General features: G+C 27.5%; 12 protein-coding genes and 1 tRNA gene. 5 read left to right on the forward strand and 8 right to left on the reverse strand.

The features are described from left to right. Positions 1-69 precede the first annotated feature (69 nt). The 6 genes from rho to D9V69_RS03005 all read right to left on the reverse strand — a co-directional run bounded on the left by rho (position 70) and on the right by D9V69_RS03005 (position 7517). The gene (gene rho / locus D9V69_RS02980) at positions 70-1329 is read right to left on the reverse strand and encodes a transcription termination factor Rho (RefSeq protein WP_158356827.1); all 1260 of its coding nucleotides are present in this window, start codon (positions 1327-1329) and stop codon (positions 70-72) included. Between the two features lie 68 nt (positions 1330-1397). Then, positions 1398-1733 (reverse strand): thioredoxin TrxA, encoded by a 336-nt coding sequence (gene trxA / locus D9V69_RS02985; protein WP_158356828.1) that lies wholly within the window; start codon positions 1731-1733, stop codon positions 1398-1400. A gap of 142 nt (positions 1734-1875) precedes the next feature. Further along, positions 1876-3819 carry a UvrD-helicase domain-containing protein gene (locus D9V69_RS02990; protein WP_158356829.1) on the reverse strand — a complete coding sequence of 648 codons (1944 nt, stop codon included), beginning with the start codon at positions 3817-3819 and terminating at the stop codon, positions 1876-1878. 59 nt (positions 3820-3878) lie between these two features. Further along, positions 3879-5351 carry a ketol-acid reductoisomerase gene (ilvC, locus tag D9V69_RS02995; RefSeq protein WP_158356830.1) on the reverse strand — a complete coding sequence of 491 codons (1473 nt, stop codon included), beginning with the start codon at positions 5349-5351 and terminating at the stop codon, positions 3879-3881. A 35-nt stretch (positions 5352-5386) separates the two neighbouring features. After that, positions 5387-7240 carry a dihydroxy-acid dehydratase gene (gene ilvD, locus D9V69_RS03000; RefSeq protein WP_158356831.1) on the reverse strand — a complete coding sequence of 618 codons (1854 nt, stop codon included), beginning with the start codon at positions 7238-7240 and terminating at the stop codon, positions 5387-5389. A 200-nt stretch (positions 7241-7440) separates the two neighbouring features. Further along, positions 7441-7517 (reverse strand) — tRNA-Trp (locus D9V69_RS03005). Between the two features lie 172 nt (positions 7518-7689). Between D9V69_RS03005 and D9V69_RS03010 the strand changes: the two genes are divergently transcribed. The 5 genes from D9V69_RS03010 (at position 7690) to fdx (ending at position 12141) form a co-directional block, all read left to right on the forward strand. Continuing rightward, positions 7690-8904, forward strand: a complete 1215-nt coding sequence (locus tag D9V69_RS03010; protein WP_158356832.1) for an IscS subfamily cysteine desulfurase — start codon at positions 7690-7692, stop codon at positions 8902-8904. A gap of 30 nt (positions 8905-8934) precedes the next feature. Next, a complete protein-coding gene (gene iscU, locus D9V69_RS03015; protein ID WP_158356833.1) occupies positions 8935-9318 on the forward strand; it encodes a Fe-S cluster assembly scaffold IscU in 384 nt (127 codons plus the stop codon). A 122-nt stretch (positions 9319-9440) separates the two neighbouring features. Further along, positions 9441-9974 (forward strand): Fe-S protein assembly co-chaperone HscB, encoded by a 534-nt coding sequence (gene hscB / locus D9V69_RS03020; protein WP_158356834.1) that lies wholly within the window; start codon positions 9441-9443, stop codon positions 9972-9974. Further along, positions 9974-11779, forward strand: coding sequence for a Fe-S protein assembly chaperone HscA (gene hscA / locus D9V69_RS03025; RefSeq protein WP_158356835.1), 1806 nt, complete (start codon positions 9974-9976; stop codon positions 11777-11779). The genes hscB and hscA overlap by 1 nt, the downstream gene beginning before the upstream one ends. A gap of 26 nt (positions 11780-11805) precedes the next feature. Continuing rightward, positions 11806-12141, forward strand: a complete 336-nt coding sequence (gene fdx / locus D9V69_RS03030; RefSeq protein ID WP_158356836.1) for an ISC system 2Fe-2S type ferredoxin — start codon at positions 11806-11808, stop codon at positions 12139-12141. Here fdx and der read toward each other — a convergent pair. Next, complete coding sequence (gene der / locus D9V69_RS03035) at positions 12138-13517, reverse strand: ribosome biogenesis GTPase Der (protein ID WP_158356837.1); 1380 nt, start codon at positions 13515-13517, stop codon at positions 12138-12140. The genes fdx and der overlap by 4 nt on opposite strands. 73 nt (positions 13518-13590) lie before the next feature. Then, on the reverse strand, positions 13591-14184 hold the full coding sequence (locus D9V69_RS03040; RefSeq protein WP_158356838.1) for a YfgM family protein: 594 nt from the start codon (positions 14182-14184) through the stop codon (positions 13591-13593). Positions 14185-14391: the final 207 nt, after the last annotated feature.

Below are 14391 nucleotides of genomic sequence, written 5' to 3' on the forward strand. Positions count from 1 at the left end.
TTAGATTCTAAAATTAATCGACTTTAATGTCCAGCTTTTTTTTGTAGAAAAACAAAAAACTTTTAATATTTAAGAACGTTTCATCATATCAAAAAATTCATCATTAGTTTTTGTCATTGAAAGTTTATTGATTAAAAATTCCATTGCATCTATTTCACTCATAGGATGCATTATTTTTCTTAAAATCCACATTTTTTGCAATTCTTCTGGGAAAGTTAGTAGTTCCTCTTTTCGAGTTCCAGATCGATTATAATCAATTGCTGGAAATACACGTTTTTCAGCAATTTTTCTAGATAACGGTAATTCCATATTTCCGGTTCCTTTAAATTCTTCATAAATCACTTCATCCATTTTTGAACCTGTATCAACTAATGCTGTAGCAATAATAGTTAAACTTCCTCCTTCTTCTACATTACGTGCAGCTCCAAAAAAACGTTTAGGTCTATGCAAAGCATTAGCATCCACACCGCCTGTTAAAACTTTTCCTGATGCTGGTACAACGGTATTGTAAGCGCGAGCTAAACGAGTAATAGAATCTAATAAAATAATTACATCTTTTTTATGTTCTACTAATCTTTTGGCTTTTTCAATAACCATTTCAGCAACTTGAACATGTCTCGATGCTGGTTCGTCAAAAGTAGACGCTACCACTTCCCCTTTAACCAATCGTTGCATTTCAGTAACTTCTTCTGGTCTTTCATCAATCAACAAAACCATTAAAACACAATCTGGATGATTATAAGCAATACTTTGAGCTATATTTTGAAGTAATATTGTTTTACCAGCTTTTGGAGGTGCTACAATTAAGCCTCTTTGTCCTCTTCCAATCGGTGATGCTAAATCTAAAACTCTTGCAGTTAAATCTTCAGTAGAACCGTTTCCACGTTCCATTCTCAATCTAGAATTAGCATGCAATGGCGTTAGGTTTTCAAATAAAATTTTGCTTCTTGCATTCTCAGGTTTATCATAGTTTACTTCGTTTACTTTTAGTAAAGCAAAATATCTTTCACCTTCTTTAGGAGGTCTGATTTTTCCAGAAATTGTATCACCTGTACGTAAATTAAATCTTCGAATCTGACTTGGTGAAACATAAATATCGTCAGGACCAGCTAAATAAGAACTATCAGCGGATCGTAAAAAACCAAATCCGTCTTGCAATATTTCTAAAACACCGTCTCCAAAAATATCTTCTCCACTTTTTGCATGTTGTTTAAGGATGGCAAAAATAATATCTTGTTTACGCATACGCGCTAAATTTTCCAACCCCATTTTTTCACCAAGAGTAATTAATTCAGAAACTGGCGTATTTTTAAGTGCGGTAAGATTCATAATGGTGGGTTCTTAGTAAAATCGGGGTAAATCTCGAAATCAAAATTATTACATAATTTTAAAATTTATTAGTGCTTTTTATTAATGTTTTCATCTAAAAAATTTTTCAGCTGTAACTTAGAAATAGCTCCTACTTTAGTAGCAAGAATTTTGCTATCATAAAATAAGAGTAATGTAGGAATGCTTCTAATAGAATACAGAGGAGGAGTATTTTTATTTTTTTCTATGTTTAATTTTCCAACAATAATTGTATTAGAATATTCTTGTGATATTTCATTTAATATAGGTGCTAAAATTTTACAAGGATTACACCATTCAGCCCAAAAATCTACCAAAATGAAACCTTTTGTTCGTAAAACTTGTTCTTCAAAATTATCATCATTTAGTTCAATTATGTTATGCATTTTATTATTACTCAAGATTAATCAGTGTACAAAATAAAAAATTTCATTTTTTATACTTAGACGTAAAAAGTATATTATTTAATAATATCATTTTTAAAAATTTTTTAAAACTAAATTTAAAAAATTATTTATAAGTATTGTGTTATAAAATATTTTTGTCCCATTCTAAATCTTCTGGAGGTAGCTCAAATAAAAACCTGCTAGGAGACATATTTAAAATTTGTCCATATTGCGTTTTTCTTATGCAATAAGTAAAAAATAATTGTTTTTTTGCTCTAGTTATACCAACATATGTTAATCTTCTTTCTTCTTCTATATTATTGTTATCAATACTTTTATAATTCGGCAAAATTCCTTCACACATTCCTATTATAAATACTGAAGAAAATTCTAAACCTTTAGACGCATGTAATGTCATTAATTGGACTTGATTATTTGTTTCCTCTTGATTCAAATGATTTTTTTTAATAACATCACGTAATGACATTTTTGTAACAATTTTTGACAAATTCATGGGTTTTTCAAATTCGTTTCCTTCAATCATCTGTTTTAACCATTCAGATAAAGTATTAATATTATTTATACTATTTGTAATTTTTTTTGGTTCTTTTAAAATTTTAGACAACCATGACTCATATTTTATTTCTTTAATAATTATATCTAATATTTCTGATGGATTAGAGTAAGATAACTCATGGAATTTGTTTATTAAAGTTACGAATTTTTTTATCTTGTTAATAGTGTTTTGATTTAAAAAAGATGGTTTTTGAAGATTATTGCTTATTTGAAAAAGACTAAAATTAGTTTGATTTGCATATTTTTCTAATTTGTTTAATGTAATGACACCAATTTTGCGCGAAGGAATATTGATGATTCTCATAAAAGCATAATTATCATCTGGATTAATTACAATACGTAAATAATTTAATAAATCTTTAATTTCAGGATGAGAAAAAAATGATGAATTTTCAGCAATCTTATATGGAATATTTTTTTTAAAAAATATTTTTTCAAGAATTTTAGATTGATAATTACCACGATATAAAATTGCGTAATCTTGATATGTTTTTGATTTTTTAGAAGATTCAAATAGAATTTTTTCAGCTATTTTTTCTGCTTCTGATTCTTCATTTTTAGCTGGAATAATTTGTATGAAATTGCCATATTTTAATTTAGAAAATAATTTTTTTTCAAGTAAATGTATATTATTAGAAATGAGACTATTCGCTACTTTTAATATTCTTCCTGAAGAACGATAATTATGTTCAAGTTTGATAATGTTTAAAGTAGGAAAATCTTTTTTTAATGAAAAAATGTTTTTTGGATTTGCTCCTCTCCATGAATAAATTGATTGATCATCATCTCCTACAAATGTAAAATCAGAATCTAAATGCGTTAATGTTTTGATAAATTCATATTGACTATTATTCGTATCTTGATATTCATCGACTAATAAATATGAGATTTTTTTTTGCCAACGTTTTTTGATCGTATGATTATTTTTCAGCAATAATGTAGGTATGCAAATTAAATCATCAAAATCTAATATGTTTGATTCATTTAGATACGTGTTATATTTTTCATAAATTTTTGAAAAATATTCTTCTAAAGAAGAATTGACTAAAGATTGTACTTTTAGAGGTGTAAAAAAATTATTTTTCCAAAAAGAAATCATGACATTAATTTTTTTTAATAGTTTTATATTATTTTTGATTTGTTTGTCGCATATTTTTTTTAACAATATTATTTGATCTTTTTCATCTAAAAGGGTGAAATTAATATTAAAATGCAAGGTATCAATTTCTTGTTGAATAATTTTTAAACCTAGTGCATGAAAAGTAGAAACAATAATTTGGTTTGTTGTGGAAATGCTTAAATGTTTTGCAAGACGGCTCTTCATTTCATATGCAGCTCTATTAGTAAACGTCACTGATGCAATATTATTAGGTGAATATTGACAATTTTTAATGAGATGAATAATCTTGTTTACTATGACTTTTGTTTTTCCAGAACCAGCCCCTGCTAAAATTAAACAGGGACCCTTGATACATTTTATAGCATTTTTTTGAGCAAAGTTAAGTAGCATAAAATATCAACAATTATTAAGTAAATAAATGATTTTTTTAAAGACAAGTGTTTTATTTTTTATTGAGCAACTTTGATAGCCTTCATATTTTTCATATAAGACCTTAATTTTCGCCCAATTATTTCTATTGGGTGATTTTGGATCATTTCATTAATATTAAACAATTCAATGTTATTCACATTTTTTACAGGAGAATGAGAACCTAAATCAGTTTTTTCAAGTGTGATAATAAAATCTTTTAAAATAGGATATGCATTTTCAGAAAAAAGATAACTACCATATTCTGCAGTATCTGAAATTACTACATTCATTTCATATAATTTTTTTCTTGCAATTGTATTAGCTATCAAGGGTAATTCATGTAAAGATTCATAATATGCAGACTCTTCCATAATACCTGCTTCTACCATGTTTTCAAATGATAATTCAATGCCGGCTTTTAATATTGCAACCATGAGAGTTCCATGATCATAATATTCTTGTTCTGGTATTTTTGTGTCATAAAAAGGAGCCTGTTCAAACGATGTGTTTTTAACTTTATTACGCCAATTTAATAAATTCTTATCTTTATTTTTCCAGTCTTGCATCATTTCTAAAGAAAATTTTCCTGAAATAATATCATCCATATGTTTTTGAAATAATTTTGATAAAATTCTTTTCATTGTTTGAGAAAGATAAAAAGCTCTGATTTTTGATGGATTGGATAATCGATTCATCATTAAAGTGATGCCACCATGTTTCAGAGATTCTGTAATCGTTTCCCAACCATATTGTATTAGTTTTCCTGCATAACCTGGATTGTATTTATTTGCAATCAGCATTTCATAACATATTAAGGACGCAGTTTGGAGCATGCCACACAAAATAGTTTGTTCACCCATGAGATCTGATTTAACTTCAGCTATAAATGAAGATTCAAGAACACCTGCATGATGTCCTCCGGTAGAAAATGCCCATGCTTTTGCAATATCTAATCCTATATTATTAGGATCATTTTCATTATGCACTGCAATCAATGTAGGTACTCCAAAACCTCTTTTATATTCTTCTCTAACTTCTGTTCCAGGACATTTTGGTGCAACCATTACAACTGTAATATCTTTTCTTATTTTTTCTCCTTTTTCTACAATATTAAAACCATGTGAATAACCTAAACAAGAATCTTTTTTCATTAATTTTTGTAGTTCTTGTACAACATTAGCATGTTGTTTATCAGGAGTTAGGTTTATTACTAAATCAGCATTAGGTATTAATGTTTCATAATCATCTACTTGAAAATGATGATTTGTTGCATTTTGCCAAGAATGGTTTTTTTTTAAAATACTATCTTTTTTTAGAGCATAAGAAATTTTTAAACCTGATTCTCTCATATTTAAACCTTGATTTAAACCTTGAGAACCACAACCTACAATGACTATATTTTTGTTTTTTAAGATGTCGTTTTCTTTATTAAATTCTTCTCTTTTCATAAAACGACATTTTTTTATTTGATTAATTTTTTCTCTAAAATTGAGAGTATTAAAATAATTCATTAACAATTGTTCCTTTAATATATAAAAAAAAATGTTTAAAGATTAGATATTTTTTTTTGATCTCTAGCAGCGCCCTTATCAGCACTAGTTGCAAAAAAAGCATATGTTTTTAATGCTAATGAAATATGTCTTTGACGATTTGCTGGATGATAAGACAAATGCCCTTTAGATGCTTCCTTTTTAATACGTTTATGTAATATTGTTTCAGTAATATCAAGATGTATAGTTCTTTCAGGAATATTGATATTAATGATATCTCCATTTTGTACTAACGCGATCAAACCTTTGTCAGCTGCTTCCGGTGAAATATGTCCGACAGATATTCCAGATGTGCCTCCTGAAAATCTGCCATCAGTAATTAAAGCACACGTTTTATCTAAATTCATGGATTTTAAATATGTAGTAGGATATAACATTTCTTGCATTCCTGGACCACCTTTCGGTCCTTCATAGCGAATAACAATAACATGACCTGCTGTTATCTTGTTATTTAATATTGCATCAATGGCATCTTCTTGACTATCATATACTTTAGCGATTCCGGAAAAAATATGATTTGTTTTATCTATTCCAGCAGTTTTTATTATACAACCATTTTTTGCTAAATTTCCATATAAAACAGCCAATCCTCCATCTTGATTATAAGCATGTTCACATGAACGAATACAGCCACTTTTACGGTCATTATCCAATGTTAACCATCTAGATTTTTGAGAATATGGTTGTGTTGTTTTGATTCCTCCCGGTTTCGCTTTGAACATTTGAAGTACAGTGTTATCTTTAGTTAACATTATGTCATATTGATTTAAAATTGTTTCTAAATCTAACTGTAATATATTTTTCGTTGTTGTGTTTATTAAATTAGATCGGTTTAATTCTCCTAAAATGCCCATTACACCGCCTGCTCTATGCACGTCTTCAATATGATATAAAGAAGTACTTGGGGCAACTTTACAGATGTGAGGTACTTTTTTAGAAAAAGAATTAATATCAGACATTTTAAAGTCAATGTTTGCTTCTTGCGCTGCAGCTAATAAATGTAAAACCGTATTAGTTGAACCACCCATTGCAATATCTAGTGTGATCGCATTTTCAAATGATTTTTTATTGAGAATATTTCTTGGTAAGACATTTAGATTATTATTTTTATAGTATTCTTGTGTAATTTTAACAATAATTTTAGCCGATTTGATGAATAACTTTTTTCGATCAACATGAGTAGCTAACAATGTACCATTTCCTGGTAAAGATAATCCCATAACTTCTGTTAAACAGTTCATCGAATTTGCAGTAAACATTCCTGAACAGGATCCGCATGTAGGACATGCTGCATTTTCAACTTGTTTAATAAAATCTTGAGATTCATTCGGTTTACCTCCAACCATAATAGCATCTACTAAATCGATTTTAATTGCTTTATTGTTTTTTTGTATTTTACCGGCTTCCATAGGTCCACCAGAAACAAATACACATGGTATATTGAGTCGTAATGCAGCCATCAGCATGCCTGGAGTAATTTTATCACAATTGGACACACAAATCATAGCGTCTGCACAATGAGCATTAATAACATATTCTATTGAATCTGCAATTAATTCTCTTGATGGCAAAGAGTACAACATTCCAGAATGACCCATCGCGATACCATCATCGATTGCAATAGAATTAAATTCTTTTGGAACACCTCCTGATGCTTGAATTTCTTTAGAAATAAGTTTGCCAACCTTTTGTAGGTGAATATGTCCCGGTACAAATTGTGAAAAAGAATTTACTATTGCGATAATAGGTTTTTTAAAATCTTCATCATTCATGCCTGTAGCACGCCACAAAGATCTTGCTCCAGACATATTATTACCATGTGTAGTTGTAAAAGAACGATATTTAGGCATTTTAAAATAACTCCAAAAGGACAACAGTATCTTTTTATTTATTTTTTTATGTTTAGCAGATTTTTCATTGAGATAAAAAATAGATTGTTTAGATAGTTATCTAAAACTATATAGATTAGTGTTGTGTAAAATGTTAAATGATATTGATTTATATTGATGTATATTTTAAGAAAATTGATAACAATTATCAATTGAAATCTTGGCAGGGGTGGAAGGATTTGAACCTACAACTTTCGGTTTTGGAGACCGATGCTCTACCAAATTGAACTACACCCCTATATTGAATATATGAGATTTTCAATAATTATATTATCAATAATTAAAAAAGTCTAGTAAGTATTGTTAGAAATTTTAATGCATTATATTTTAGTGATTTTTGCATATAAAATCTTATTAAAATGATAGAATGTATATTTCTTGTATATATTTTTTTAAGGAAAATATTGATTATGAAAACTCCTGTTTATTTAGATTATGCAGCAACCACTCCAGTGGAAAAAGAAGTTTTAAAAAAAATGATGCATTATTTTACAATAGATGGAATTTTTGGCAACCCTGCGTCTCGTTCTCATAAATTTGGTTGGAATGCAGAAGAAATCGTTGATATTTCAAGAAACCAAATTGCTGAATTAATCGGAGCTGATTCTCGTGAAATTGTATTTACTTCAGGTGCTACTGAATCCAATAATTTAGCTATAAAAGGTGTTGCATTTTTTTATAAATACAAAGGCAAACATATTATTACTAGCAAAACAGAACATAAATCTGTTTTAGATACTTGTAGATATCTTGAAACGCAGGGATTTAGTGTCACTTACTTAACCCCGAAAAATAATGGTGTTATCGATTTTAATGATCTTAAAAAAAATATTAAAAAAGATACCATTCTTATTTCTATAATGCATGTTAATAACGAAATTGGTATTATACAAGATATTGAGATTATATCAAAAATTTGTAAAATTCACGGTATTCTTTTTCATGTAGATGCAACACAAAGTGTAGGAAAAATACCTATTAATTTAAAAACATTATCTATAGACTTAATGTCTTTTTCTGCGCATAAGGTATATGGACCAAAAGGAATCGGTGGTTTATATGTTCGTCGCAAACCACGTGTTCGTTTATTGCCTAGTATACATGGCGGAGGTCATGAACGAGGCATGAGATCTGGAACACTACCGGTACATCAAATTGTTGGAATGGGTGAAGCATTTATTTTAGCAAAAAGAAAAATGCACAATGATTTTGTTCGGTTCACAAAATTACGAAATTTACTTTGGGATGGAATTAAAAATATTGAAGAAGTTTATTTAAATAGCGATTTAAAACAGGGTGTACCTCACATTTTAAATGTCAGTTTTAATTACGTTGAAGGTGAATCTTTGATTATGTCATTAAAAGACTTAGCTATTGCTTCAGGTTCCGCTTGCACGTCTGCAAGTCTAGAACCATCTTATGTTTTAAAAGCATTAGGCATAAAAGATGAATTAGCGCATAGTTCTATTCGTTTTTCTATTGGAAGATTTACTACAGAAGAAGAAATTCAATATACAATTAAATTAGTGCATCATTCTATTTTTAAATTGCGTAATTTATCCCCATTATGGGAAATGTTTAAATCAGGAGTTGATTTAAATAGCATAGAATGGGATCATAAATAAACATAAGATCTTGATAAAGGAAAATAAAACATGGCTTACAGTAAAAAAGTAATGGATCATTATGAAAATCCAAGAAACGTTGGATCTTTTTCTAATACTGACATGAATGTAGGTAGTGGTTTGGTAGGAGCGCCTGCTTGCGGTGATGTAATGAAATTACAAATTAAAGTTGATGAAAACGGTATTATTCAAGATGCTTGTTTCAAAACATATGGTTGTGGTTCAGCTATAGCTTCTAGTTCTCTAGTCACAGAGTGGGTGAAGGGTAAATCTATAAAAGAGGCTGCTACTATTAAAAATACTAGTATAGTAGAAGAATTAGAACTTCCTCCGGTAAAAATTCATTGTTCTATTTTAGCTGAAGATGCCATTAAGGCAGCTATTGCTGACTATAAAAACAAAAAAAATAATTAATTTTTTAATGTTGAAAGAACATTTTCTTTCAACATCTAACATTTTATCATTGTATGATTTAATTAATTGTTTATAAAACATTATCATGTTAGATTTTTAAAAACACACATTTAGGTGATTAATTGGATTATTTTACATTATTTAATATGCCAAAAACATTTAAAATCAATGAAAGGCTATTGTCTAAAAATTTTTATCAATTACAGTTACAGTTTCATCCTGATTTATTCATAAATGATTCTTCAATTGAAAAAAGTATCATCTTAAAAAAATCAATTGAAATTAATAAAGGTTATAAAATTTTAAAAAATTTTTTAAGCAGAGCAATTTATTTACTTTCCTTGCATGGTTTAATGATAAAAAAAGAAAAGTTATTTTCAAACAACAACCCTTTTCTAAAGGATTATTTTTTGTTACACGAGGAATTAGATGATTTAAAAAAAAATGCTGTTAATAAAGAAAAATTGGATAAATTTTTAGAAAAAATAGAAAAAAAAGCGAAACAATATGAAGATCGTATTGAAGTAGAATTTAATCAAAAAAACTTTGATAAAATTATTCAAATTATAGAAAGGTTATTATTTTTTGAAAATCTAAAAAATAGTTTAAAAAAAATAAAAATATATGATGATATTATGAAAATAAAGGGTTATTGATGATTTTTCTAGAAAAAAAAAATGAAAAAATATCTTTAGGTATTGATCTTGGTACTACATATTCCTTAGTTGCTGCAGTACAGAACGAACGTGTTGTTTTATTATCTGATGATCGTAATCGTGTTCTGTTACCGTCAGTTGCACATTACAATAAAAATATTGTATCGATAGGTTGGGATGCTTTGAAGTATTTAAACAAAGACCCACAAAACACAATTTGTTCTGTAAAACGTTTATTAGGTCGTTCTATTGAATTTATTCAAAAAGAATATCCCATATTACCATATCTTATAGAAAAAGACAGTACTGGAGGAATTTTATTTCACACATGTTCAGGTCCAGTTACTCCTATAGATGTTTCTCATGACATATTAACATTTTTAAAAAAACGTGCTAATGATTTTTTTAAAAAAGAAATAGATGCAAGTATTATAACAGTTCCAGCTTATTTCAATAATCTTCAAAGAGAAGCGACTAAAACAGCAGCATCATTAGCTAAAATTAATTTGTTAAGATTATTAAATGAACCAACAGCCGCTGCTATAGCATATGGGTTACAAACACAAAAAAGAGGGATTGTTTTAGTATACGATTTAGGAGGTGGTACTTTTGATGCATCCGTATTGAAATTAAATAAAGGAATATTTGAAGTATTAGCTACTAGCGGTGATTCTAGCTTAGGAGGTGATGATTTTGATTTTGCTCTAGCAAATTATATTTATAAAAAATCAAAATTAAAAAATAGATGCAATGAATTATTTCAATCTTTACTTATTAAAATAGCAAAAGAGACGAAGTTAAAATTAACTCAACATAACAAAGTTTTAATTCAATTTTTTGATTGGAAAGGTTTTATTACTCGTGACGAATTTAATTCAGTAATTATGCATTTAATAAATAAAACTATTATAATTTGTTCTAATCTTCTTGCAGAAATTAATTTATCTATTAAAGATATTAAAGAAGTGATTATGGTTGGAGGTTCTACTCGTGTTCCTTTAGTTTATGAGAAAGTTTCATTATTCTTTAGTCGACAACTTTTAAGTTCTATTGATCCTGATAAAGTGGTAGCAATAGGCGCTGCAATGCAAGCAGATATGCTTATGCAGCATAGTAATAATGCAAAACATAAAACTTTGTTATTGGATGTTTTGCCACTTTCTTTAGGTATTGAAGTTATGGGTGGTTTTGTCGAAAAAATAATTCTTAAAAATACATCGCTTCCTATTTCTAAAACTAAGGAGTTTACAACCTATAAAGATAATCAAACATCTATTTTAATTCATGTACTGCAAGGAGAAAGAGAACGTGTAAAAGATTGTATTTCATTAACTCGTTTTGTTTTAAGAGATATTGCACCTCAAAAGGCAGGATTAATTCGTATTTCAGTTAAATTTTCAGTAAACACTGATGGTTTAATTGATGTGAAAGTGTTAGAAAAAAATAGTAATAAAGAAAAAAATATTACAATTGATAATAGTATGATATTAAAAACAGTTAATATGCCTGAAACAATACAAAACTCTCTGAAACATCTTAAAGAAGATTATTGTTTTAGAGTAAAAGAAGAACATAAAATGCACGCAAAACATATTTTAGACATTTTAAAAGATGCACTAAAAAGCGATGGGGAATTAATTACCGAAACAGAATTAAAAAAAATAGAATATCAAAAAGAAAAATTAGAGAAATCTATTCAAAAAGATGACTTTTTTTCTATAAAAGTAAATTTAAAACAATTAGAAGATGCAAGTAAAAATTTTTTTTCATTGCGTATGAAAAAATATTTTTCATGTTTTGATTAACAACTATTTTATAAGCGAGTTCATCAATGCCTAAAGTGCTTTTTTTACCTCATAAGATCATATTACCTCAAGGTGGCGAATTTAATGCAAACAAGGGTGAAACAATATTAGAAATTGCACTAAAAAATAATATTAAATTAGAACATGCATGCGAACAATCATGTGCTTGTAGCACATGTCATTGCATTATAAGAAAAGGATTTCTTTCTCTTTCAGGATGGTCTGAAAAAGAAGATGACATTTTAGATAAAGCTTGGGGTCTTGAACCAGAAAGTCGTCTAAGTTGCCAAGCAATTATTGGAAATGATGATATTGAAGTAGAAATACCCTTATATACAGTTAATTATGCTCGAGATAGTTAATTTTTGGTCTGTTTTTTTTCAAGATAAGGATTGATATTATTTTTAAAACGTATTTGAATAGGAGTTCCTGTGATATTTAAACTATGATGAAAAAAATTCATTAAATATCTTTTATAAGGTAAGGACAAACAATCTACTTGATTGCCATGTATGATAATTTTAGGTGGTGCAGAGCTACCTAAATGTGCATATTTTAATTTTATTCTGCGTCCCTTAAAGATTGGCGGTTGATGTTGATGTATTGCTTTTTTCATAATATTCATTAATGTTGATGTGCTAATTTTTTTATTAGATTCGTTATATGCCTCTTTAATTGATGTGAATAATTTATGTATTCCTGGATCATATAATGCTGAGATGAAATGTATTTTTGCAAAGTAAAGAAATCTTAGTTTTGTTTTGATCATTTGTTTTAATTCTCTTTTTAAAATATTATTTAACAAATCCCATTTATTAATAACTACAACAATACTTTTCCCTGCATTTAAAATAAAATTAGCTAAAAATAAATCTTGATGACAGATTTTTTTACTTGCATCTATTATGAATAAAACTACATGTGATTTTTCGATGGTTTGTAATGTTTTAATTATTGAAATGTTTTCTATTTTATGAATTTTTTTGCTTTTTTTAGATATTCCTGCAGTATCGGTAAAAATATAGTTTTGATTATTGTATTGAATGGATGTTGATATGCTATCTAATGTAGTTCCAGGTATATTGCATGTAATCATTCTTTCATCTTTTAGAAAACAATTCAATAAAGTAGATTTTCCTACATTTTTTTGACCAATTAGAGCTATTTTTATTGTCGGTTTTGTAATTTTTTTGATCTGTTTATCTGATTTTTTAGCATTATCTTGCTTGCATATTAATGTGATGAAGGGAATTAAATGGTTTGCAAATAGAAGATTGATACCTTGATTGTGAGTAGCAGAGGTTTTTTGTATAGTTTTTAATCCTAAAGAATAAAATTCATTTATTTTAGAATATTCATGCATGCCGTCTATTTTATTTATTACTAAAATAATCTCTTTTTTATATTTTCTAATTATGTTTATAATTTCTGTTTCTTGCGGCATTAACCCATCACGCGCACTAACTATAAATAAAATTAAATTGGCTTCTTCTATTGCTATTAAAGACTGTTGGTAGGCTTTTTTTTCTATTTCATTGGAATTAACAACATCTAGACCTGCTGTATCAACAAAAAGTATTTTTTGTTTGGATGTTTTTAATTCGCAATATCCATATTGCCTATCCCTAGTTAATCCAGAATATTTTGAGACTAATGCATTCCTGGAATTGGTAAGTATATTAAACAAACTTGATTTTCCTACATTAGTTCTACCGATTAATACAATAATAGGTATCATTTTGGATATGCTCTCTTTAAGTCAAATTAAAAAATAATTGTATTTTTCATTTTGCATGTATTGATTTTTTTATTTATTTTAGTTCATTAATTTTCATCTTAATAAGTTTTTTAGATGCATTAGACGTTTCTTCTGATAAACTTTTCTTCCAATATTTTATTGCTTCTTGTATTTTTTTTTGTTGAAAGAAAAGATCACCTTTTAAATTATATATTATATTTTTCCAACCCTTTTTTGAAAGCGTTTCAATCATCTTGATAGCTGTATCATATTGATTTATTTGCATATTTATTGTAGCTATTTTAATTTTTAAAATATTTTTTAAATTCTCTTCTTCAGTATATTTCAAACTGTTGTTCAGCTGTATTAAAGCAGCGTTAAAATCGTTATGTGTAATATATGTTTTAGCTAAAAACATAGAAGTTAAAGTACCGTAAATATTTCGATTATTGACTATGAAACTTTCAGCTTGTTTTAAACTTTCAGGTTTTTCGAGGCTAATTTGTTCAATAATTGTCTCATATTTCAATGGTTTTAAGTTTTTTTTGTTATGTTCTGAATTAGATTTCGAAGATGTCCAAAAAGGAAATGATAAGGTTAATGTAATGATAATCACAAGAAAAAAAATGCTAAAAAATATTATTTTTTTTTCTGAAAAGTTTAACATGTTTAATCTCTTAATGTTTTTAAAAATATATTTTTAATTAATGAATGCAATAACCATTTTTATAATACATAACATTTTGCTAAATTTGATCTAAAATTATAACATATAAAAAAGTTATTCGTATGAAAATCACTAATTATACACAGTTAATTAAATGAAGAAGTTACTGTATAATCAATACTACAGACTACTTATCCACAGATTTTG

It is taken from the genome of Buchnera aphidicola (Hyadaphis tataricae), assembly GCF_005081445.1.
GTDB classification, from domain to species: domain Bacteria; phylum Pseudomonadota; class Gammaproteobacteria; order Enterobacterales; family Enterobacteriaceae; genus Buchnera; species Buchnera aphidicola_AE.

Excerpts from the sequence above, each read along its gene's own strand:
- fdx (WP_158356836.1), top strand. The coding sequence starts at position 11,806 with ATGCCTAAAGTGCTTTTTTTACCTCATAAGATCATATTACCTCAAGGT.
- D9V69_RS02990 (WP_158356829.1), bottom strand. The coding sequence starts at position 3,819 with ATGCTACTTAACTTTGCTCAAAAAAATGCTATAAAATGTATCAAGGGT.
- D9V69_RS03010 (WP_158356832.1), top strand. The coding sequence starts at position 7,690 with ATGAAAACTCCTGTTTATTTAGATTATGCAGCAACCACTCCAGTGGAA.
- D9V69_RS03040 (WP_158356838.1), bottom strand. The coding sequence starts at position 14,184 with ATGTTAAACTTTTCAGAAAAAAAAATAATATTTTTTAGCATTTTTTTT.
- ilvD (WP_158356831.1), bottom strand. The coding sequence starts at position 7,240 with ATGCCTAAATATCGTTCTTTTACAACTACACATGGTAATAATATGTCT.
- hscA (WP_158356835.1), top strand. The coding sequence starts at position 9,974 with ATGATTTTTCTAGAAAAAAAAAATGAAAAAATATCTTTAGGTATTGAT.
- trxA (WP_158356828.1), bottom strand. The coding sequence starts at position 1,733 with ATGCATAACATAATTGAACTAAATGATGATAATTTTGAAGAACAAGTT.
- rho (WP_158356827.1), bottom strand. The coding sequence starts at position 1,329 with ATGAATCTTACCGCACTTAAAAATACGCCAGTTTCTGAATTAATTACT.
- iscU (WP_158356833.1), top strand. The coding sequence starts at position 8,935 with ATGGCTTACAGTAAAAAAGTAATGGATCATTATGAAAATCCAAGAAAC.
- ilvC (WP_158356830.1), bottom strand. The coding sequence starts at position 5,351 with ATGAATTATTTTAATACTCTCAATTTTAGAGAAAAAATTAATCAAATA.
- der (WP_158356837.1), bottom strand. The coding sequence starts at position 13,517 with ATGATACCTATTATTGTATTAATCGGTAGAACTAATGTAGGAAAATCA.